Genomic DNA, 20,222 nt, shown 5'->3' with positions numbered 1-20,222 from the left:
GTGTGGGGCGACTAGGTTCCTCACCGGTCCGTATCCGACAGTTCGACATCCGAGGTGACGTAGGCGTGGCTCTTCCGCCCCTTACCCCTGAACAGCGCGCAGCCGCGCTCGAAAAGGCCGCCGCGGCTCGCCGGGAGCGGGCCGAGGTCAAGAATCGACTCAAGCACTCCGGCGCCTCCCTGCACGAGGTCATCAAGCAGGGCCAGGAGAACGACGTCATCGGCAAGATGAAGGTCTCCGCACTGCTCGAGTCCCTGCCGGGCGTGGGCAAGGTCCGCGCCAAGCAGATCATGGAGCGTCTGGGCATCTCCGAAAGCCGCCGCGTGCGGGGCCTCGGTTCCAACCAGATCGCGTCCCTGGAGCGTGAGTTCGGCAGCACCGGCTCCTGAGTCCGGCCCCCGCCGGACCGGGAGTCCCGGGTACTCCGGGATTGCTGGAATAATCGCTGCATGAGTGAACGTCCGCGGCTGACCGTGCTCTCCGGCCCCTCGGGGGTCGGCAAGAGCACGGTCGTCGCCCATATGCGCAAGGAACACCCCGAGGTCTGGCTCTCGGTGTCGGCGACCACCCGCAAGCCGCGACCCGGCGAGCAGCACGGAGTCCACTACTTCTTCGTCACCGACGAGGAGATGGACAAGCTGATCGCCAACGGCGAGCTGCTGGAGTGGGCCGAGTTCGCCGGCAACCGCTACGGCACGCCCCGCGCGGCCGTGCAGGAGCGGCTGGAGAACGGCGAGCCCGTCCTGCTGGAGATCGACCTCCAGGGGGCCCGGCAGGTCCGCGAGTCCATGTCCGACGCCCAGCTGGTGTTCCTGGCTCCGCCCTCCTGGGAGGAGCTGGTGCGCAGGCTCACCGGGCGGGGCACCGAGCCGCCCGAGGTCATCGAGCGCCGCCTGGAGGCGGCGAGGACCGAGCTGGCGGCCGAGCCGGAGTTCGACGAGACCTTGGTCAACACCTCCGTCGAGGACGTGGCCCGCGAGCTGCTAGCCTTGATGGACGTTGTGTGATCCTGACCGCCGCATGCGCGCCGGTCACACCGACTGAATCTTTCCCACCCATCGGAAGGTAGAGCGTGTCCTCTTCCATCACCGCGCCCGAGGGCATCATCAACCCGCCGATCGACGAGCTTCTCGAGGCCACCGACTCGAAGTACAGCCTCGTGATCTACGCGGCCAAGCGTGCCCGTCAGATCAACGCGTACTACTCGCAGCTCGGCGAGGGCCTCCTCGAGTACGTCGGTCCGCTCGTCGACACCCACGTGCACGAGAAGCCGCTCTCGATCGCCCTGCGCGAGATCAACGCCGGTCTGCTGACCTCCGAGGCCATCGAGGGCCCGGCGCAGTAGTACTTTCAGATCGCAGTTGCTTTATCCACAGGCCCGGCAGTCACGCTGCCGGGCCTGTGGTGTGTGATGGTCTCGTACGTAGCCTCGTACGTAGCCTCACGTGGTGCCGAGCCGGGGAGAGATGGCGAGAGATGGCGGACAAGCCGAGGGTTGTTCTGGGGGTCAGCGGCGGGATCGCCGCGTACAAGGCCTGTGAGCTGCTGAGAAGGTTCACGGAGTCGGGCCACGACGTGCGGGTGGTGCCCACCGCCTCCGCGCTGCACTTCGTCGGCGCCGCCACCTGGTCCGCCCTGTCCGGCAACCCCGTCTCCACCGAGGTCTGGGACGACGTCCACGAGGTCCCGCACGTCCGCATCGGCCAGCACGCCGACCTGGTCGTCGTGGCCCCGGCGACGACCGACATGCTCGCCAAGGCCGCGCACGGCCTCGCCGACGACCTGCTGACCAACACGCTCCTCACCGCCCGCTGCCCGGTCGTCTTCGCGCCCGCCATGCACACCGAGATGTGGGAGCACCCCGCCACCCAGGAGAACGTGGCCACGCTGCGCCGCCGCGGCGCCGTCGTCATCGAGCCCGCCGTCGGCCGCCTCACCGGTGTCGACACCGGCAAGGGCCGGCTGCCCGACCCGGTGGAGATCTTCGAGGTCTGCCGCCGGGTGCTGGCCCGAGGTGTCGCGGAGCCCGACCTCCAGGGACGCCATGTCGTCGTCTCCGCGGGCGGCACGCGTGAGCCCCTCGATCCGGTCCGCTTCCTCGGCAACCGCTCCTCCGGCAAGCAGGGCTACGCCCTGGCCCGCACCGCCGCGGCCCGCGGCGCCCGGGTGACCCTGATCGCGGCCAACACCGGCCTGCCCGACCCGGCCGGCGTCGACGTCGTGCGCGTCGGCACGGCCGTCCAGCTGCGCGAGGCGGTCCTGAAGGCGGCGGCGGACGCCGACGCCGTGGTCATGGCCGCCGCCGTCGCCGACTTCCGCCCGGCCGCCTACGCGGCCGGGAAGATCAAGAAGAAGGACGGCCAGGACCCCGACCCGATCGTCCTGGTACGTAATCCGGACATCCTCGCGGAGATCTCGGCCGACCGCGCCCGCCCCGGCCAGGTGATCGTCGGCTTCGCCGCCGAGACCGACGACGTCCTCGCCAACGGCCGCACCAAGCTCGCCCGCAAGGGCTGCGACCTGCTCGTCGTCAATGAGGTGGGGGAGCGCAAGACGTTCGGCTCCGAGGAGAACGAGGCGGTCGTGCTGGGTGCCGACGGCAGCGAGACCCCCGTTCCGCAGGGACCCAAGGAAGCCCTCGCGGACACTGTCTGGGACCTCGTGGCCCCCCGGCTGGGCTGACCCGTTCGGCCGTCCGGGGGCAACCCCGTTCGGCCGTTCGGGCCGATTTGTTTCAGCCGTTCGACGTCTCTTTCCCACCGGACAATGTCGCGTGGACGCCCTGGCCAAGGCCGCTCGGCATTGTGCAGAATGCCCGTGCCGCAGGTCACAGCGCTCCCGAGAGGCGAGACGGTGGCCCATCGGCAGAGTGCGACCGATAAACTGTTGACGGCCGACGCCGGGCGCAGCCCTCGCGTCGTCCGCAAATGATCAGCCAGCAGCCGCTGCAACCACAGGGAGCGTTGTGTCCCGTCGCCTGTTCACCTCGGAGTCCGTGACCGAGGGTCACCCCGACAAGATCGCTGACCAGATCAGCGACACCATTCTCGACGCGCTTCTGCGCGAGGACCCGACCTCCCGCGTCGCCGTCGAGACGCTGATCACCACCGGCCTGGTGCACGTGGCCGGCGAGGTGACGACGAAGGCGTACGCGGACATCGCGACCCTCGTCCGCAACAAGATCCTCGAGATCGGCTACGACTCCTCCAAGAAGGGCTTCGACGGCGCCTCCTGCGGAGTGTCGGTGTCCATCGGCGCGCAGTCCCCGGACATCGCGCAGGGTGTCGACGCGGCGTACGAGGCCCGGGTCGAGGGCGACGAGGACGAGCTGGACCGGCAGGGCGCGGGCGACCAGGGCCTGATGTTCGGGTACGCGTCCGACGAGACGCCGACCCTCATGCCGCTGCCGATCTTCCTGGCGCACCGGCTGTCCAAGCGCCTCTCGGAGGTCCGCAAGAACGGCACCATCCCCTACCTGCGCCCGGACGGCAAGACGCAGGTCACCATCGAGTACGACGGCGACAAGGCCGTCCGCCTCGACACGGTGGTCGTCTCCTCCCAGCACGCCTCCGACATCGACCTGGAGTCGCTGCTGGCCCCCGACATCCGCGAGTTCGTCGTCGAGCCGGAGCTGAAGGCGCTCCTGGACGAGGGCATCAAGCTGGACACCGAGGGCTACCGGCTGCTGGTCAACCCGACCGGCCGCTTCGAGATCGGCGGCCCGATGGGCGACGCCGGCCTCACCGGCCGCAAGATCATCATCGACACCTACGGCGGCTTCGCCCGCCACGGCGGCGGCGCCTTCTCGGGCAAGGACCCGTCCAAGGTCGACCGCTCGGCCGCCTACGCCATGCGCTGGGTCGCCAAGAACGTCGTGGCGGCCGGTCTGGCCTCGCGCTGCGAGGTCCAGGTCGCCTACGCCATCGGCAAGGCCGAGCCGGTCGGCCTGTTCGTGGAGACCTTCGGCACGGCCAAGATCGACACCGAGAAGATCGAGAAGGCGATCGACGAGGTCTTCGACCTCCGCCCGGCCGCGATCATCCGCGACCTCGACCTGCTCCGCCCGATCTACGCCCAGACGGCGGCGTACGGCCACTTCGGCCGCGAGCTGCCCGACTTCACCTGGGAGCGCACCGACCGCGTGGACGCCCTGCGCACGGCCGTGGGCCTGTAACCCCCGTCCTGCTTCTCGCCGAGGCCCGGCCTCCCTTCGGGGGCCGGGCCTCGGCGTGTCCGCGGGCCGCCTCGTCGTGTCCGCCGGGCAGCCGACCGCCGCCAGGTGGGTGCGGTGGCGAGCACCACCCTCGACGAGTCTTCGAAGACGGTCCGGGACAGGTGCTGCCTGGTGATGCCCGCCGACGCCCCGTCCGGGTCGTCGCCGTCGCTGCCCTTCCCGGAGGGACGGGCAGCGAGACCGGCGCGGAAGACCGGGGGAACGGCTGCGTCGGGTCCGGTCATGGCCGCAGACGTAGGGGCGGTGCCCGCCGGCAGGCGCTGTTGTCAGCGCCGTTTGGTAAGAATGCAAGCGTGAGCAGCGGGAACGGAGTGGGGGACGGCGGGGGCGAAGGCGCGCCGCCGGAGCAGCTCGCGCTCATTCGGGAGAGCGTGCGCCAGGCGAAGGCGCCGCGTGCCAAGCCGCGGACCTGGCGGGGGGCCGCGCTCGCCAAGGAACTGCCCGTGGCGCGGGTCCTGGTCGACAAGGGTGTGCTGCACCTCGACCGGTACTTCGACTATGCGGTGCCCGAGGAGCTGGACGAGCAGGCGCAGCCCGGAGTGCGGGTACGGGTGCGGTTCGGGGCGGGGCGTGGCCGCGTGCGCGAGGGGCGCCGGGAGGGCGGCGGGCTCATCGACGGCTTCCTCGTCGAGCGGCGGGCCGAGACCGACTACTCCGGACCGCTGGCCGCACTCGCCCAGGTCGTCTCGCCGGAGCCGGTGCTGAGCGAGGAACTGCTCGGGCTCGCGCGGGCCGTCGCCGACCGGTACGCCGGGAGCCTCGCCGACGTCCTCCAGCTGGCCGTCCCCCCGCGCAGCGCGCGGGCCGAGCAGCGGCCGTCGCCCGCCCCTCTGCCGCCTCCGCAGGCCCCGGACGCCGGGTCCTGGACGCGGTACGAGCACGGGGGTGCCTTCCTGGAGGCGCTCGCCTCCGGGGGAGCCCCCCGTGCCGTGTGGAACGCGCTGCCCGGCCCGCTGTGGAGCGAGGAACTCGCCCGGGCCGTCGCCGCCACCCTCGCCTCGGGACGCGGCGCCCTCGTCGTCGTACCCGACGGGCGGGCCGCCGCGCGGGTCGACGCCGCGCTCACCGCGCTGCTCGGTGCCGACCGGCACGTGCTGCTCACCGCCGACGCCGGGCCCGAGAAGCGGTACGCGCAGTGGCTCGCGGTGCGGCGGGGCTCGGTACGGGCGGTCGTCGGGACGCGTGCGGCCATGTTCGCTCCCGTACCGGACCTGGGGCTCGTCGCCATCTGGGACGACGGCGACGACAGTCACAGCGAGCAGCACGCCCCGCAGCCGCACGCGCGGGACGTCCTGCTGCTGCGCGCCGCGCTGGACAAGTGCGCCTTCCTGGTGGGCGCCTTCGGCTGCACCGTGGAAGCCGCCCAACTCGTCGAGAGCGGCTGGGCCCGGCCGCTGGTCGCCGGGCGGGAGCAGGTGCGGCGGGCCGCACCCCTGGTGCGGACCGTGGGGGACAACGACCTCGCGCGCGACGAGGCCGCCCGCGCCGCCCGGCTGCCCACGCTGGCCTGGCAGGCGGCCCGCGAGGGTCTGCGGCACGGTCCGGTACTGGTCCAGGTGCCCCGACGCGGTTACGCGCCCCGCATGGCCTGCGCCCAGTGCCGCGCCCCCGCGCGCTGCCGGCACTGTTCGGGGCCGCTCGAAGGGCAGGACGGGGGCATCCTGCGGTGCGGGTGGTGCGGGCGTGAGGAGAGCGCCTGGCACTGCCCGGAGTGCGGCGGTTTCCGGCTCCGCGCCCAGGTCGTGGGCGCGCGGCGGACCGCTGAGGAACTGGGCCGGGCCTTTCCCGCCGTACCGGTGCGCACCTCGGGGCGGGAACACGTGCTGGACACCGTGCCGGGCACGCCCGCGCTGGTCGTCAGCACCCCGGGTGCCGAACCGGTCGCCGAGGGCGGTTACGCGGCGGCGCTGCTGCTGGACGGCTGGGCCATGCTCGTACGGCCCGACCTGCGGGCCGGTGAGGACGCGCTGCGCCGGTGGATCGCGGCGGGAGCACTCGTACGGCCCCAGGAGCAGGGCGGGACCGTCGTCGTGGTGGCCGAGCCGACTCTGCGGCCCGTGCAGGCACTCGTGCGGTGGGACCCCGTCGGGCACGCGGTGCGAGAGCTGGCCGAGCGGGCCGAGCTGGGCTTTCCGCCGGTGTCGCGGATGGCGGCCGTGTCCGGCACGCCCTCGGCCGTCGCCGACTTCCTGGCGGCGGTCGAACTGCCACCGGACGCCGAGGTGTTGGGGCCGGTACCGGTTCCGTCCACGGTGCCCGGCCGGCCCCGCAGGCCCGGTGCGCCACCGCCGGGCGAGCACTGGGAGCGGGCGCTCGTACGCGTACCGCCGGGCAGCGGGGCCGCGCTGGCCTCCGCCCTGAAGACCGCGCAGGCCGCTCGCATGGCGCGGGGGAGCGAGGAGCCGGTGCGGGTACGGATCGATCCACCGGACATCGGCTGACGCGGTCTTGCCGCCGGCCGGCGCACAGAGGTCATGGCTGCGTTGTTGCCGGCGCTCGTCCTGCTGCTGCGGGGGCGTTCGCGGTGACGGGCGCGTCGTGCGGGCGGGGTTCGCGGTGACCGGTGACCAGCGGGTCGGCAGGTGCAGCGCGGGGGCGGACGTCCGCGGTGGCGGGCGCGGGGCCGTGGTGGCGTTCCGCCGCCGGCACGAGGTGGGCCCGCCGTCGGCGTGACCAGGCGCGTGTTCCGCGGCGTGACCGGGCGCGGCTGCCCGGTCGTGGGCCGGGACGCTCCCCCCTCCCGGAGGGCTTCCGGGGGCTTCCGGGAGGGCAGGGGCGGGTCGTCAGCCGTTGCGTGGAGCCGGGAAGGCCGTCGGCCGGGCGTCGTCGCGCAGGGCCGGGCTGCCCGCGGTCGGCTGGGTGGGCATGGAACGGGCGGCGGGGACCGTCGGCACCGTGGGCAGGCCGGTGTTCACATTGATCGTGCGGCTGCCGGACGGCTCGGTCGTCCGCTCCGACTCGGCGGCCGCCTGGGCCGCGGCACGGCGGGCGCCGTAACGGCGGTGCACCGCCTGCTTGGTGACCCCGAGCGCCGAGCCCACCGCGTCCCACGAGAAGCCGAGTGAACGGTCGAAGTCCACGGCGGCCGTGACCAGGGTTTCGACACTGTCCCGGAGTTCCTGGGCCAGGCGCACCGTCGGGGCGGGGGCGCGTCCGTAGACGACGAAGCCCGTGGACGGGCCGGAGCGGCGCGGGCGGTAGACGTTGCCCAACTGGGCGGTGAGCGTGCGCAGCGCGTCCACCTGCCGGCGGACCCGCTCGATGTCCCGCACCAGCAAGTGCAGGCTGGCCCGGGCCTGGGCGTCGTGGGTTGCGTGGTCGGCCATGAACAAGCCTCTCGAACCGGCGTTGAAAGGAATTGGGCCGCGAAGGCGGCCCGATGTGGTCAACTCTTTCTTGACCAACGCGCTTACGCTCCGCTGGTCACGGGCTGGGGGCGTACGGGCATATGCGTACGCCGCCCCCCGGCTCGCGCGCCGCCCGCCTGTGGGCCGAGACGCGTGAACGCGCAGGGGTGTTCGCCGTCTGCGGCTTTCCGAGCGTGGTCATAGACTGGTGCGCCGCCCGTCCAACCCCCGCCCGAGAGGCCCGATCCCGCCCATGAAGCTCGTCTTCGCCGGTACCCCCGAGGTCGCCGTTCCCGCCCTGGACGCTCTGCTCGCCTCCGGGCGGCACGAGGTGGCCGCCGTCGTCACGCGGCCCGACGCGCCGGCCGGGCGCGGGCGCAGGCTGGTCGCGTCGCCCGTGGCCGAGCGGGCGGAGGAGGCCGGGATCGAGGTGCTGAAGCCGGTCAGGCCGCGGGACCCCGAGTTCCTGGAGCGGCTGACGGAGATCGCGCCCGACTGCTGCCCCGTCGTCGCCTACGGCGCTCTGCTGCCCAGGGTGGCCCTGGACATCCCCGCCCACGGCTGGGTCAACCTGCACTTCTCGCTGCTGCCCGCCTGGCGCGGGGCCGCACCCGTGCAGCACGCCGTCATGGCGGGCGACGAGATCACCGGTGCCTCCACCTTCCTCATCGAGGAGGGCCTCGACTCCGGGCCGGTCTACGGGACCGTGACCGAGGAGATCCGGCCCACCGACACCAGCGGCGACCTGCTCACCCGGCTCGCCTTCGCGGGTGCCGGGCTGCTCGCCGCGACCATGGACGGCATCGAGGACGGCACCCTGAAGGCGGTGCCGCAGCCGTCCGACGGCATCACCCTAGCGCCGAAGATCACCGTCGAGGACGCCCAGGTGCACTGGTCGGCGCCCGCGCTGCGGGTCGACCGGGTCGTACGCGGCTGCACCCCGGCGCCCGGCGCCTGGACCGTGTTCCGCGGGGAGCGGCTCAAGCTGATCCAGGTCAGGCCCGTGCCCGAGCGGACCGACCTCGCGCCGGGACAGCTCGCGGTGGGCAAGAACAGCGTGCACGTGGGCACCGGCTCGTACGCCGTCGAGCTGCTCTGGGTACAGGCCCAGGGCAAGAAGCCGATGCGCGCGGCCGACTGGGCACGCGGCGTCCGCATCGCGGAGAGCGAGACGCTCGGCGGCTGAGGCCGTGGGGGCTCCGTGGCCGACGACGGCCGGGCCATGGAAGCCGGGCAGGCGGGTGCGCCAGCGCCGCCATGTCACGCAGGTCCGACGGCTCGGCCGGTCGCGCCGGACGACGAGCCCCGGGCGGCCGGGGCCGTGCGCCGCCGACGTAGGCTGGGGGGCGCACCCCCCTCTTCACATCCGGAGCACCTTTTTCGTGAGCGAGCAGTCCCGGCGGCCCCGCAGGCCCGCCAAGCCCTACCGCCGTCCCCAGAAGGACCCCGTCCGCATCCTGGCCTTCGAGGCGCTGCGCGCGGTCGACGAGCGGGACGCGTACGCCAACCTCGTGCTGCCGCCGCTGCTCAGGAAGGCGCGCGACAAGGGCGACTTCGACGCCCGGGACGCCGCCCTCGCCACCGAGCTGGTGTACGGCACGCTGCGCCGGCAGGGCACGTACGACGCCGTCATCGCCGCATGTGTGGACCGGCCGTTGCGCGAGGTCGACCCGCCGGTGCTCGATGTGCTGAGCCTGGGTGCGCACCAGCTGCTCGGGACGCGGATCCCGACGCACGCCGCCGTGTCCTCCTCCGTCGAACTGGCGCGGGTGGTGCTCGGGGACGGGCGGGCCAAGTTCGTCAACGCCGTGCTCAGGAAGGTGGCGCAGGACGATCTCGACGGGTGGGTCGAGAAGGTCGCCCCGCCCTATGACGACGACCCCGAGGACCACCTCGCCGTCGTGCACTCGCACCCCCGCTGGGTCGTCTCCGCGCTCTGGGACTCCCTCGGCGGCGGGCGCGCCGGTATCGAGGACCTGCTGGAGGCCGACAACGAGCGGCCCGAGGTGACGCTCGTCGCGCGGCCGGGACGGGCCACCGCCGAGGAACTGCTGCGCGAGGAGTCCGCCGTGCCGGGGCGCTGGTCGCCGTACGCCGTGCGGCTCGCCGAGGGCGGGGAGCCGGGCGCGGTCGAGGCCGTGCGGGACGGGCGCGCCGGAGTGCAGGACGAGGGCAGCCAGCTGGTCGCGCTCGCGCTGGCGAACGCCCCGATCGACGGGCCGGACGAGAAGTGGCTCGACGGGTGCGCCGGGCCCGGTGGCAAGGCCGCGCTGCTGGCCGCCCTCGCCGCCGAGCGCGGGGCCGCGCTGCTCGCCTCGGAGAAGCAGCCGCACCGGGCCGGCCTGGTGGCCAGGGCGCTGGCCGGGAACCCCGGGCCGTACCAGGTCATCGCCGCCGACGGGACCCGGCCGCCGTGGCGGCCCGGCACCTTCGACCGCGTGCTGATGGACGTGCCCTGCACCGGGCTCGGCGCGCTGCGCCGGCGCCCCGAGGCCCGCTGGCGGCGGCGCCCCGAGGATCTGGACAACTTCGCGCCGCTCCAGCGTTCCCTGCTGCGCACCGCGCTCGACTCCGTGCGGGTGGGCGGGGTCGTCGGCTACGCCACCTGCTCGCCGCATCTCGCCGAGACCCGGGCGGTCGTCACCGACGTGCTCAAGCAGCAGCCCGACGCCGAGCTGATCGACGCCCGCCCGCTGCTGCCCGGCGTCCCCGCGCTCGGCGATGGCCCGGACGTGCAGCTGTGGCCGCATCTGCACGGCACCGACGCGATGTACCTGGCGCTGATCCGCCGGACCGGCTGAGGTACGCGATCCGTCCGCCGGGCCGGGGACACCGGACGCTCGCTGTCCCCGGGCGACCGCGCTGAGTGTCACACGGTCCTGTGAGGGGCCTTGCCTGTGGACCAGTGGGAACATCAGTGCCCCGAACATGGCAGGCTTGGGTCATGGCCGTGCAGATCAACCCCAGCATCCTGTCCGCCGACTTCGCCCGCCTCGCGGAGGAGGCCAAGGCGGTCCAGGGCGCCGACTGGCTCCATGTCGACGTCATGGACAACCACTTCGTCCCCAACCTGACGCTCGGCGTGCCGGTGGTGGAGTCCCTGGCCCGTGCGACGGACACCCCGCTGGACTGCCACCTGATGATCGAGGACCCCGACCGCTGGGCTCCCCAGTACGTCGAGGCGGGGGCCTCCTCCGTCACCTTCCACGTGGAGGCCGCCGCCGCCCCCGTGCGGCTCGCCCGGGAGATCCGCGCCAAGGGCGCCCGCGCCTCGATGGCGCTCAAGCCGGCGACGCCGATCGAGCCGTTCGAGGACCTGTTGCCGGAACTCGACATGCTGTTGATCATGACGGTCGAGCCCGGCTTCGGCGGCCAGGCGTTCCTCGACATCATGCTGCCGAAGATCCGCCGCACCCGAGAGCTGATCGACAAGCACGGTCTCCAGCTCTGGCTGCAGGTCGACGGCGGTGTCTCGGCCTCGACGATCGAGCGGTGCGCGGACGCGGGAGCGGACGTGTTCGTGGCCGGCTCGGCCGTGTACGGGGCGAAGGACCCGGCCGAGGCGGTCCGTGCACTGCGCAGCCAGGCGGAGACGGCCACCGCCAAGGCGTCGTGGGCTTGCGACCACTGAGCCACAGCTAGATGAACGGTTAAGTGAACGGCGCCCATCAGGGCGGATCAGTTGCGCCGAATCTGCAAGGATGAACGGCGAATCCAGAGTGTGAACAGCAGTGAGGAGATCGCCGTGTCGGGTATGTCGGCGGGCCGGTCAGCCATGCGGATGGGACCCGCTGAGCTGGTGCAGGCGGCGGCCATGGCCCGCCGCTTCTACCTCGAGGGCAAGTCCAAGATCCAGATCGCGGAGGAGTTCGGCGTCAGCCGCTTCAAGGTGGCCCGGGTCCTGGAGACCGCCCTCGAACGGGATCTCGTACGCATCGAGATCCGCGTGCCGGCCGAGCTGGACGCCGAGCGCTCCGACGCGCTCCGCGCCCGCTACGGCCTGAGGCACGCCGTCGTGGTCGAGTCCCCGGCCGACGCCGAGGAGACCCCCGACCCCGAGAACCTCGGCGAGGTCGCCGCCGACCTGCTCGGCGAACTCGTCGACGAGGGGGACGTGCTCGGGCTGGCCTGGGGCCGGTCCACCATCCACATGGCGGCTGCGCTCGACCGGCTGCCGCCGTGCACGGTGGTGCAGCTGACGGGCGTGTACGACGCCGGGACCGCCGAGCGCGGCTCGGTGGAGGCCGTGCGCCGCGCCGCCCAGGTGTCGGGCGGCGACGCCCACCCCATCTACGCGCCGATGCTGCTGCCCGACGCGGCCACCGCGGCGGCGCTGCGCCATCAGACCGGGATCGCCCGGGCCTTCGAGTACTTCGACAAGGTCACGGTCGCCTGCGTCTCCATCGGCTCCTGGGAGCCGGGCATCTCGACCGTGCACGACATGCTCAGCGACGAGGAGCGCGCGCACTACGCCTCGCTCGGTGTCGCCGCCGAGATGTCCGCGCACCTCTTCGACGCCGAGGGGCGCCGGATCGGGCGCGACCTGGGGGAGCGGTGCATCACGGTCAAGACCGACCAGCTGCGCCGTATCCCGGAGGTCGTGGCGATCGCCGGCGGACAGCGCAAGGCGGCCGCGATCGACGCGGTGCTGCGCTCCGGGCTGGTCACCAGCCTGGTGACCGACACCTCCGCCGCGGACTACCTGATGACGGCGGGGCCGACGCCGAAGCCCGCGCTCAGCCGCGCGGACCCGGACGGCGCCTGAGCCGGTCCCCGCGGCGGGTGGTGGCGTCGTCGTGACGGGACGGCCGTGGCAGCATCGTCCGCATGCTGCTGCGGTCCGTCCCCCGTGCGCTCGCGGGACTGCTGGTCTGCCTCTCCGTCCTGCTGACGGGATGCTCGCCCCCCGCCGGCACCGCCACCGGCTCGAGCGCGTCCACTCCGGCGTGGGCGAAGGGCATGGGCACCGTCGAGGAGTCCCGGCTCCCCGCCGAGGCCCGCAGGACGCTCGCCCTCGTCGACCGGGGCGGTCCCTACCCGTATGCCAGGGACGGGGCCGTCTTCGGCAACTTCGAGGGACATCTGCCGGGGCACCGGCGCGGCTACTACCACGAGTACACCGTCAGGACGCCCGGCTCCCGCGACCGCGGGGCCCGGCGCATCGTCACCGGGCAGGGCGGGGAGACCTACTACACCGATGATCACTACGAGTCGTTCCGGGCGGTGCTGAGATGAGCGAAGAACTGGCGGGCCGCCTCCTGGTCGCGCTGGACCTCGACGGCGTCGGGGACAAGGCCGGCCTGATGGACCGCGTGGCCCGGGCCCTCGCGCTGCCCGACTGGTTCGGCCGCAACTGGGACGCGCTGGCCGATTCGCTCTCCGACCACACCGTCTGGCCCGAGGGCGCCGTGGAGCGGGGGCTGCTGATCGTCGTGCGCGGCTGGCAGGCGTACGCCGAGGAGCGCCCGCAGGAGTGGCGGACCGCGCAGGAGGTGTTCACCGAGGCGGTGAAGCGTACTGACTCCCTGGCCGTCGTCCTGGCCCTTGGAGGATCCTCCTAGGTGATCGGCGTGCACCCTGGATGTTCTGTCAGGGCATGACACGGGCCGTGACATGGGAGAATGAAGTACGTGCTCTTTCCCCCTGGCACACCTGTCAGGGGGTCGCCTCTGATCGACTGGGATGTGCAGCACGTGCGTTTCCTCAACGACATCCAGCCCGCGTACGACCTGACGTACGACGACGTGTTCATGGTGCCGAGCCGCTCCGCGGTGGGCTCGCGTCAGGGCGTGGACCTCAGCTCGCCGGACGGCACGGGCACCACCATCCCGCTCGTCGTCGCCAACATGACCGCCGTCGCCGGCCGCCGCATGGCCGAGACGGTGGCCCGCCGCGGCGGCCTGGTGGTCATCCCGCAGGACATCCCGATCGACGTGGTCACCGATGTCGTCTCCTGGGTGAAGAGCCGCCATCTGGTGCTGGACACCCCGATCGTGCTCGCCCCGCACCAGACCGTCGCCGACGCCCTGGCGCTGCTGCCCAAGCGGGCGCACAACGCCGGTGTGGTCGTGGACGACAGCCACCGGCCCGTCGGCGTCGTCACCGACGCGGACCTGACCGGCGTCGACCGCTTCACCCAGCTCGAAGTGGTCATGTCCAAGGACCTGCTCCTGCTGGACGCGGACATCGACCCGCGCGAGGCCTTCAACACCCTCGACGCGCACAACCGCCGCTACGCCCCGGCCGTCGACAAGGACGGCAAGTTGGCCGGCATCCTCACCCGCAAGGGCGCCCTGCGCGCCACGCTGTACACCCCGGCCGTGGACGCGAACGGCAAGCTGCGGATCGCCGCGGCCGTCGGCATCAACGGCGACGTCGCGGGCAAGGCCAAGCTGCTGCTCGACGCGGGCGTGGACACGCTCGTCATCGACACCGCGCACGGCCACCAGGAGTCGATGATCAGCGCCATCAAGGTGGTGCGTGCCCTCGACCCCCGGGTGCCGATCGTCGCGGGCAACATCGTCTCCGCCGAGGGCGTCAAGGACCTGATCGACGCCGGCGCGGACATCATCAAGGTCGGTGTGGGCCCCGGCGCGATGTGCACCACCCGCATGATGACCGGCGTGGGCCGGCCGCAGTTCTCCGCGGTCCTGGAGTGCGCCGCCGAGGCGAAGAAGTACGGCAAGCACGTGTGGGCCGACGGCGGGGTCCGCCACCCGCGCGACGTCGCCATGGCCCTCGCGGCCGGCGCGTCCAACGTGATGGTCGGCTCCTGGTTCGCGGGCACGTACGAGTCGCCGGGTGACCTCCACCTCGATGCCGACGGCCGTGCGTACAAGGAGTCGTTCGGCATGGCCTCCGCCCGTGCCGTGGCCAACCGGACGTCGGAGGAGTCGGCGTACGACCGCGCCCGCAAGGCGCTGTTCCAGGAGGGCATCTCCACCTCGCGCATGTTCCTCGACCCGGCCCGCCCGGGCGTCGAGGACCTGATCGACTCGATCATCGCGGGCGTCCGCTCCTCCTGCACCTACGCCGGTGCCGGCTCCCTGGAGGAGTTCGCCGAGAAGGCGATCGTCGGCATCCAGAGCGCGGCCGGCTACGCCGAGGGCAAGCCGCTGCACGCCAGCTGGGTCTGAGCCGACTCCCGTTCCCACGGCCCCCGTCCTCCCGTCATCCGGGACGAACGGGGGTCGTCGGCATGTCCGGGGCCCGGTGTCGCGGCAAGGGCGCGGAGCGATCCCGGAGTGCGTCGAGACCCGCGCCCTCCTGAGGAAGGCCCTGGGGCGCCCGGCCTGTGGCCTGTGAGGCAGCGTGCAACGGTCGACAGTCCGTGCGCAACGATTTGGCATTCCGGTGCGAGGAACGCAATGATCATGCGGGCATGCGCAAGGTTGCTGCATTACGCCCGTGAAGCCGTCCCCCGTAGGGTGCTGCGCTGTACGTGGTGCGGCGGGGACTCCGCTCGGCGGGTTCCTGCCCTGGGCGGAGCGCCGCCGGTCCCCACCCTCAATGACCGGCAGCGATAAGGAGCCAGCACGTGCTCGACCAAGGCGCACCCCCGCAGAACCAGAGAACGGCCGCCCCCGCGTCCCCGGGCGTCGCCGCGCGCCTCATGCGTCGCAAGCCTGTAGAACGCCTGGTCGCAGAGGGCGGCCAGGGTGAGGGTGGGCAGCTGCGCCGCTCCCTCGGGCTGTGGCAGCTGACCATGATCAGCATCGGTGCCACCCTGGGTACCGGCATCTTCGTCGTGCTCGGCGAGGCCGTCCCGAAGGCGGGACCGGCCGTCACCCTCTCCTTCGTGATCGCCGGTCTCACCGCACTGTTCTCGGCCCTTTCCTACGCCGAGCTGGCCGGCACCATCCCGGTCTCCGGCTCCTCCTACTCGTACGCATACGCAACGATGGGCGAGCTGATCGCCTGGGTCTGCGGCTGGTGTCTGCTGCTGGAGTACGGCGTCTCGGTGGCCGCCGTGGCCGTCGGCTGGGGCGAGTACCTCAACGAACTGCTGGACGGCACCCTCGGCGTGACCATCCCCGACGCCTTCGCCAACCCGCCCGGCGTCGACGGCGGCGTCTTCAACCTGCCCGCCCTGATCGTCGTGCTCCTGGCGATGGTGTTCCTGCTCGGCGGCGCCAAGGAGTCGGCGCGCGCCAACACCGTCATGGTGTGCGTGAAGATCGCCGCGCTGGTGCTGTTCTGCGCCATCGGCTTCATGGGCTTCAAGTCCGGCAACTACTCCCACTTCATGCCGCTCGGCATGGCGGGCGTCAGCGCGGCCGGCGCCACCCTGTTCTTCTCGTACATCGGCTTCGACGCCGCCTCCACCGCCGGTGAGGAGGCCAAGAACGCCCAGCGCGACCTGCCCCGCGCGATCATGCTGTCCCTGGTCATCGTGACCGCCCTGTACGTGCTGGTCGCGGCCGTCGCGGTCGGCGCCAAGCCGTGGCGGACGTTCGAGGACTCCGAGGCAGCCCTCGCCCAGATCATGACGGACGTCACCGGACAGAGCTTCTGGGGAACCCTGCTGGCCTTCTGCGCGGTCATCGCCATCGCCAGCGTCGTGCTGACCGTGCTCTACGGCCAGACCCGCATCCTCTTCGCGATGTCCCGCGACGGCCTGGTGCCCAAGGTCTTCTCCAAGGTCCACCCGAAGAGCGGCGCACCGCGCGCCAACACGATCATCGTGTCCCTGTTCTGCGGTGTCCTCGCCGCCGCGATCCCGCTGGGCCAGCTGGCGGATGCCACCAGCATCGGCACGCTGTTCGCCTTCGCGCTGGTCAACGTGGCCGTCGTGGTGCTGCGCCGGAGCCGCCCGAACATGGAGCGCACGTTCCGCGTCCCGCTGTCGCCGGTGCTGCCCGCGCTGGGCTTCGCCTTCTGCGTGTGGATGATGGGCAGCCTGTCCGCCGTCACCTGGATCGTGTTCGGTGTCTGGATGGCCGTCGGGCTCGTGTTCTACTTCGTATACGGCTACCGCCGTTCCCGGCTCGCGACCGACGGGGACCTCGCGGTGGCGGCAGAGAAGTGACCGGACCGAAGAAGTGAACCACCCCCTGTGCTGAACGATCTCGACGAACGCATCGTGCACGCCCTCGCCGAGGACGCCCGCCGCTCCTACGCCGACATCGGGCAACTGGTCGGCCTGTCCGCGCCCGCGGTGAAGCGGCGCGTGGACCGGCTGCGCGCCACCGGAGCCATCACCGGATTCACCGTACGGGTGGACCCGGCGGCGCTCGGCTGGGAGACCGAGGGGTACATCGAGATCCACTGCCGGCGCAACACCTCGCCGGAGACCATCCAGCGAGGGCTGGAGCGCTACCAGGAGGTCGTGGCCGCGTCGACCGTCACCGGTGACGCGGACGCGATCGCCCAGGTCTTCGCCTCCGACATGCGCCACTTCGAGCGCGTGCTGGAACGCATCGCCGGCGAGCCGTTCGTGGAACGCACCAAGTCGGTGCTGGTCCTGTCACCGCTGCTGCGCCGGTTCTCGTCCGGGGCGCCGGGGTAGGCGTTCACCTCGCCGCCCGGGCGATCGCCCGCAGCAGGCGGCGCATGCCGGCGGCGTGCCCGCGGGTGCCGATCGCGGCAGCAGGTACGGCCTTCCGCCCCAGCCGGGAAAACGGCCCGGGTCCGCGCGCTCACACGCGTGCGGCCCGGGCCGTCCGCTTCGAGCCGGAAGGCCCGGGCGTTACGTCGGGAAGCGGAGACGGCCGCCGAGGACCGGGCGCCGTCGCGGATCCCCATGGTCACCCGGAAGTCCGCGATTCCCGGCTGCGGCAGGCGATCCGCCCGATCCTGGACCGCTCCTTCGGCTGCGGAACCCGTCGTGCCCGCCTGGTGGATCGCGCCGACCGCAGCGCCTCCGGTCGTCGGCCCCCCCGTCTGCACCCGCGCGGACGGGCGCCCCTCCGGGGACGCGCAACGAATCGCCGTTCGACACCCGCCGCACGCAACGATCCGCGCACCGGCGCGCAACGGCTCCTTCTTGTCCGGCCGAGCGCGCCGACCGTACCGTCTTTCTGACCCCCGAAAAACCCGTTCCGGTGAGGATCACGCATGCGTACCGCCCTGCTCCAGAGCTCCGGCCGCCCCGGCTCCGTCGCCGAGAACCTCGAGGTCCTCGACGAGGCCGCGGGCCGTGCCGCCGCCGCGGGCGCCATGCTGCTGGCCGCTCCGGAGATGTTCCTGACCGGGTACGCGATCGGCGACGACATCGCCCGCCTCGCCGAGACCGCCGACGGCGACTCCGCCGACGCGATCGCCGAGACCGCCACCCGGCACGGACTCGCCATCGCCTACGGCTACCCGGAGCGCGACGGCGAGACCGTCTACAACTCCGCCCAGCTGATCTCCGCCGACGGCACCCGGCTCGCGAACTACCGCAAGACCCACCTCTTCGGCTGCTTCGAACGCGACCACTTCACGCCGGGCGAGCAGCCGGTCGTCCAGGCCGAGCTGAACGGTCTGACCGTGGGCCTGATGATCTGCTACGACGTCGAGTTCCCGGAGAACGTCCGCGCCCACGCCCTGGCCGGCACCGACCTCCTCGTCGTCCCGACCGCGCAGATGCACCCCTTCCAGTTCGTCGCCGAGTCGATGATCCCGGTGCGCGCCTTCGAGAACCAGATGTACGTCGCCTACGTCAACCGGGCCGGACAGGAAGGCGAGTTCGAGTTCGTCGGCCTCTCCGTCCTGGCCGGCCCCGACGGCGTCGCCCGCACCCGCGCCGGGCGCGCCGAGCAGCTGGTGATCGCCGACGCCGACCCCGCCTTCCTGGCCGCCGCCCGCGAGGCCAACCCGTACCTGAAGGACCGCCGCCCCGGTCTGTACGGGTCCCTCGTCTGAGCCGCCGGCCCAGCCTCCCCCCAGTTTCACCACGCAAGGAGTCCGTACCCCATGACGTCCACGGTGCCCAACGCCGTCGAGCACACCGACGAGCAGCAGCCGCCGATCACCATGTTCGGCCCGGACTTCCCCTACGCCTACGACGACTTCCTCGCCCACCCCGCGGGCCTCGGCCAGATCCCCGCGACCGAGCACGGCACCGAGGTCGCGGTCATCGGCGGCGGTCTGTCCGGCATCGTGGCCGCCTACGAGCTGATGAAGATGGGCCTCAAGCCCGTCGTCTACGAGGCCGACCAGATCGGCGGCCGGCTGCGCACGGTCGGCTTCGAGGGCTGCGACGCGTCGCTGACCGCCGAGATGGGCGCGATGCGCTTCCCGCCGTCCTCCACCGCCCTCCAGCACTACATCGACCTGGTGGGTCTGGAGACCCGGCCCTTCCCCAACCCGCTGGCCGAGGCGACGCCCTCGACCGTCGTCGACCTCAAGGGCGAGTCGCACTACGCCGAGACCATCGACGACCTGCCCCAGGTGTACCGGGACGTCGCCGACGCCTGGAACAAGTGCCTGGAGGAGGGCGCCGACTTCTCGGACATGAACCGCGCCATGCGCGAGCGGGACGTGCCGCGCATCCGCGAGATCTGGGCGAAGCTGGTCGAGAAGCTCGACAACCAGACCTTCTACGGCTTCCTCTGCGACTCCGAGGCGTTCAAGTCCTTCCGGCACCGTGAGATCTTCGGCCAGGTCGGCTTCGGCACCGGCGGCTGGGACACCGACTTCCCTAACTCCATCCTGGAGATCCTGCGCGTCGTCTACACCGAGGCCGACGACCACCACCGCGGCATCGTCGGCGGCTCCCAGCAGCTGCCGCTGCGCCTGTGGGAACGCGAGCCGGAGAAGATCGTCCACTGGCCGTACGGCACCTCGCTGAAGTCCCTGCACGTGGACGGCGAGCCGCGCCCGGCCGTGACCCGGCTGCACCGCACCGCGGGCAACCAGATCACCGTGACGGACGCGAACGGCGACATCCGCACCTACGAGGCGGCCATCTTCACCGCCCAGTCCTGGATGCTGCTGTCCAAGATCGCCTGCGACGACTCGCTCTTCCCGATCGACCACTGGACGGCGATCGAGCGCACCCACTACATGGAGTCGAGCAAGCTCTTCGTCCCGGTCGACCGGCCGTTCTGGCTGGACAAGGCCGTCGACGACAGGGGAAATCCGACGGGCCGGGACGTCATGTCGATGACACTCACCGACCGCATGACCCGCGGCACCTACCTGCTGGACGACGGTCCGGACAAGCCCGCCGTGATCTGCCTGTCCTACACCTGGTGCGACGACAGCCTGAAGTGGCTGCCGCTGTCCGCGAACGAGCGGATGGAGGTCATGCTGAAATCGCTCGGCGAGATCTACCCGAAGGTCGACATCCGCAAGCACATCATCGGCAACCCGGTGACCGTCTCCTGGGAGAACGAGCCCTACTTCATGGGCGCGTTCAAGGCCAACCTGCCGGGCCACTACCGCTACCAGCGGCGCCTGTTCACACACTTCATGCAGGACCGGCTGCCCGAGGACAAGCGGGGCATCTTCCTCGCCGGCGACGACATCTCCTGGACGGCCGGCTGGGCCGAGGGTGCCGTCCAGACCGCGCTGAACGCGGTCTGGGGCGTCATGCACCACTTCGGCGGCGAGACCGACGCGGCGAACCCGGGCCCGGGTGACGTCTACGACGAGATCGCGCCGGTGGAGCTTCCCGAGGACTGACCGGGAGCCGATGACCAGGGCGCGGGCGCCCG

General features: G+C 72.2%; 18 protein-coding genes. 17 read left to right on the top strand and 1 reads right to left on the bottom strand.

The features are described 5' to 3' along the window. Window positions 1-65 precede the first annotated feature (65 nt). The 6 genes from ACGFRF_RS16365 (at window position 66) to ACGFRF_RS16340 (ending at window position 6,675) form a co-directional block, all read left to right on the top strand. Complete coding sequence (locus ACGFRF_RS16365; protein ID WP_003977346.1) at window positions 66-389, top strand: integration host factor; 324 nt, start codon at window positions 66-68, stop codon at window positions 387-389. A gap of 60 nt (window positions 390-449) precedes the next feature. After that, window positions 450-1,007 carry a guanylate kinase gene (gene gmk / locus ACGFRF_RS16360; RefSeq protein WP_393740327.1) on the top strand — a complete coding sequence of 186 codons (558 nt, stop codon included), beginning with the start codon at window positions 450-452 and terminating at the stop codon, window positions 1,005-1,007. A gap of 65 nt (window positions 1,008-1,072) precedes the next feature. Continuing rightward, the gene (gene rpoZ / locus ACGFRF_RS16355; RefSeq protein WP_005319902.1) at window positions 1,073-1,345 is read left to right on the top strand and encodes a DNA-directed RNA polymerase subunit omega; all 273 of its coding nucleotides are present in this window, start codon (window positions 1,073-1,075) and stop codon (window positions 1,343-1,345) included. A gap of 131 nt (window positions 1,346-1,476) precedes the next feature. Beyond that, window positions 1,477-2,682 (top strand): bifunctional phosphopantothenoylcysteine decarboxylase/phosphopantothenate--cysteine ligase CoaBC, encoded by a 1,206-nt coding sequence (coaBC, locus tag ACGFRF_RS16350; RefSeq protein WP_393740325.1) that lies wholly within the window; start codon window positions 1,477-1,479, stop codon window positions 2,680-2,682. 283 nt (window positions 2,683-2,965) lie between these two features. Further along, window positions 2,966-4,174, top strand: a complete 1,209-nt coding sequence (metK, locus tag ACGFRF_RS16345) for a methionine adenosyltransferase (RefSeq protein WP_393740324.1) — start codon at window positions 2,966-2,968, stop codon at window positions 4,172-4,174. A gap of 353 nt (window positions 4,175-4,527) precedes the next feature. Beyond that, entirely contained in the window at window positions 4,528-6,675 is a 2,148-nt protein-coding gene (locus ACGFRF_RS16340; protein ID WP_393740322.1) for a primosomal protein N', read from the top strand. Between the two features lie 342 nt (window positions 6,676-7,017). Here ACGFRF_RS16340 and ACGFRF_RS16335 read toward each other — a convergent pair whose 3' ends face one another. Further along, a complete protein-coding gene (locus tag ACGFRF_RS16335; protein WP_393740320.1) occupies window positions 7,018-7,560 on the bottom strand; it encodes a hypothetical protein in 543 nt (180 codons plus the stop codon). 274 nt (window positions 7,561-7,834) lie between these two features. On the opposite strand from ACGFRF_RS16335, the gene fmt reads away from it, so the two are divergent. The 11 genes from fmt to ACGFRF_RS16280 all read left to right on the top strand — a co-directional run bounded on the left by fmt (window position 7,835) and on the right by ACGFRF_RS16280 (window position 20,190). Then, on the top strand, window positions 7,835-8,767 hold the full coding sequence (fmt, locus tag ACGFRF_RS16330) for a methionyl-tRNA formyltransferase (RefSeq protein ID WP_393740318.1): 933 nt from the start codon (window positions 7,835-7,837) through the stop codon (window positions 8,765-8,767). 196 nt (window positions 8,768-8,963) lie between these two features. After that, on the top strand, window positions 8,964-10,382 hold the full coding sequence (locus tag ACGFRF_RS16325; RefSeq protein WP_393740316.1) for an RsmB/NOP family class I SAM-dependent RNA methyltransferase: 1,419 nt from the start codon (window positions 8,964-8,966) through the stop codon (window positions 10,380-10,382). A gap of 143 nt (window positions 10,383-10,525) precedes the next feature. Beyond that, window positions 10,526-11,212, top strand: a complete 687-nt coding sequence (gene rpe, locus ACGFRF_RS16320; RefSeq protein ID WP_393740314.1) for a ribulose-phosphate 3-epimerase — start codon at window positions 10,526-10,528, stop codon at window positions 11,210-11,212. A 90-nt stretch (window positions 11,213-11,302) separates the two neighbouring features. Beyond that, a complete protein-coding gene (locus tag ACGFRF_RS16315; RefSeq protein WP_393740312.1) occupies window positions 11,303-12,346 on the top strand; it encodes a sugar-binding transcriptional regulator in 1,044 nt (347 codons plus the stop codon). A 62-nt stretch (window positions 12,347-12,408) separates the two neighbouring features. After that, window positions 12,409-12,816, top strand: coding sequence for a ribonuclease domain-containing protein (locus tag ACGFRF_RS16310; protein WP_393740310.1), 408 nt, complete (start codon window positions 12,409-12,411; stop codon window positions 12,814-12,816). Continuing rightward, a complete protein-coding gene (locus tag ACGFRF_RS16305) occupies window positions 12,813-13,142 on the top strand; it encodes a barstar family protein (RefSeq protein WP_393740308.1) in 330 nt (109 codons plus the stop codon). Before ACGFRF_RS16310 ends, ACGFRF_RS16305 begins: the two co-directional genes overlap by 4 nt. A gap of 132 nt (window positions 13,143-13,274) precedes the next feature. Then, the gene (locus ACGFRF_RS16300; protein ID WP_393740863.1) at window positions 13,275-14,717 is read left to right on the top strand and encodes a GuaB1 family IMP dehydrogenase-related protein; all 1,443 of its coding nucleotides are present in this window, start codon (window positions 13,275-13,277) and stop codon (window positions 14,715-14,717) included. 401 nt (window positions 14,718-15,118) lie between these two features. Next, entirely contained in the window at window positions 15,119-16,609 is a 1,491-nt protein-coding gene (locus tag ACGFRF_RS16295; protein ID WP_393740307.1) for an amino acid permease, read from the top strand. Between the two features lie 27 nt (window positions 16,610-16,636). After that, window positions 16,637-17,089 carry an Lrp/AsnC family transcriptional regulator gene (locus ACGFRF_RS16290; protein ID WP_067129751.1) on the top strand — a complete coding sequence of 151 codons (453 nt, stop codon included), beginning with the start codon at window positions 16,637-16,639 and terminating at the stop codon, window positions 17,087-17,089. Between the two features lie 548 nt (window positions 17,090-17,637). Next, window positions 17,638-18,426, top strand: a complete 789-nt coding sequence (locus ACGFRF_RS16285; protein ID WP_393740305.1) for a carbon-nitrogen hydrolase family protein — start codon at window positions 17,638-17,640, stop codon at window positions 18,424-18,426. A gap of 51 nt (window positions 18,427-18,477) precedes the next feature. Next, window positions 18,478-20,190, top strand: a complete 1,713-nt coding sequence (locus ACGFRF_RS16280) for a flavin monoamine oxidase family protein (RefSeq protein ID WP_393740303.1) — start codon at window positions 18,478-18,480, stop codon at window positions 20,188-20,190. Window positions 20,191-20,222: the final 32 nt, after the last annotated feature.

This window comes from Streptomyces sp. NPDC048521 (assembly GCF_043199855.1).
Classification (GTDB): domain Bacteria; phylum Actinomycetota; class Actinomycetes; order Streptomycetales; family Streptomycetaceae; genus Streptomyces.
This window is presented reverse-complemented; position numbering and strand designations above follow the sequence as displayed.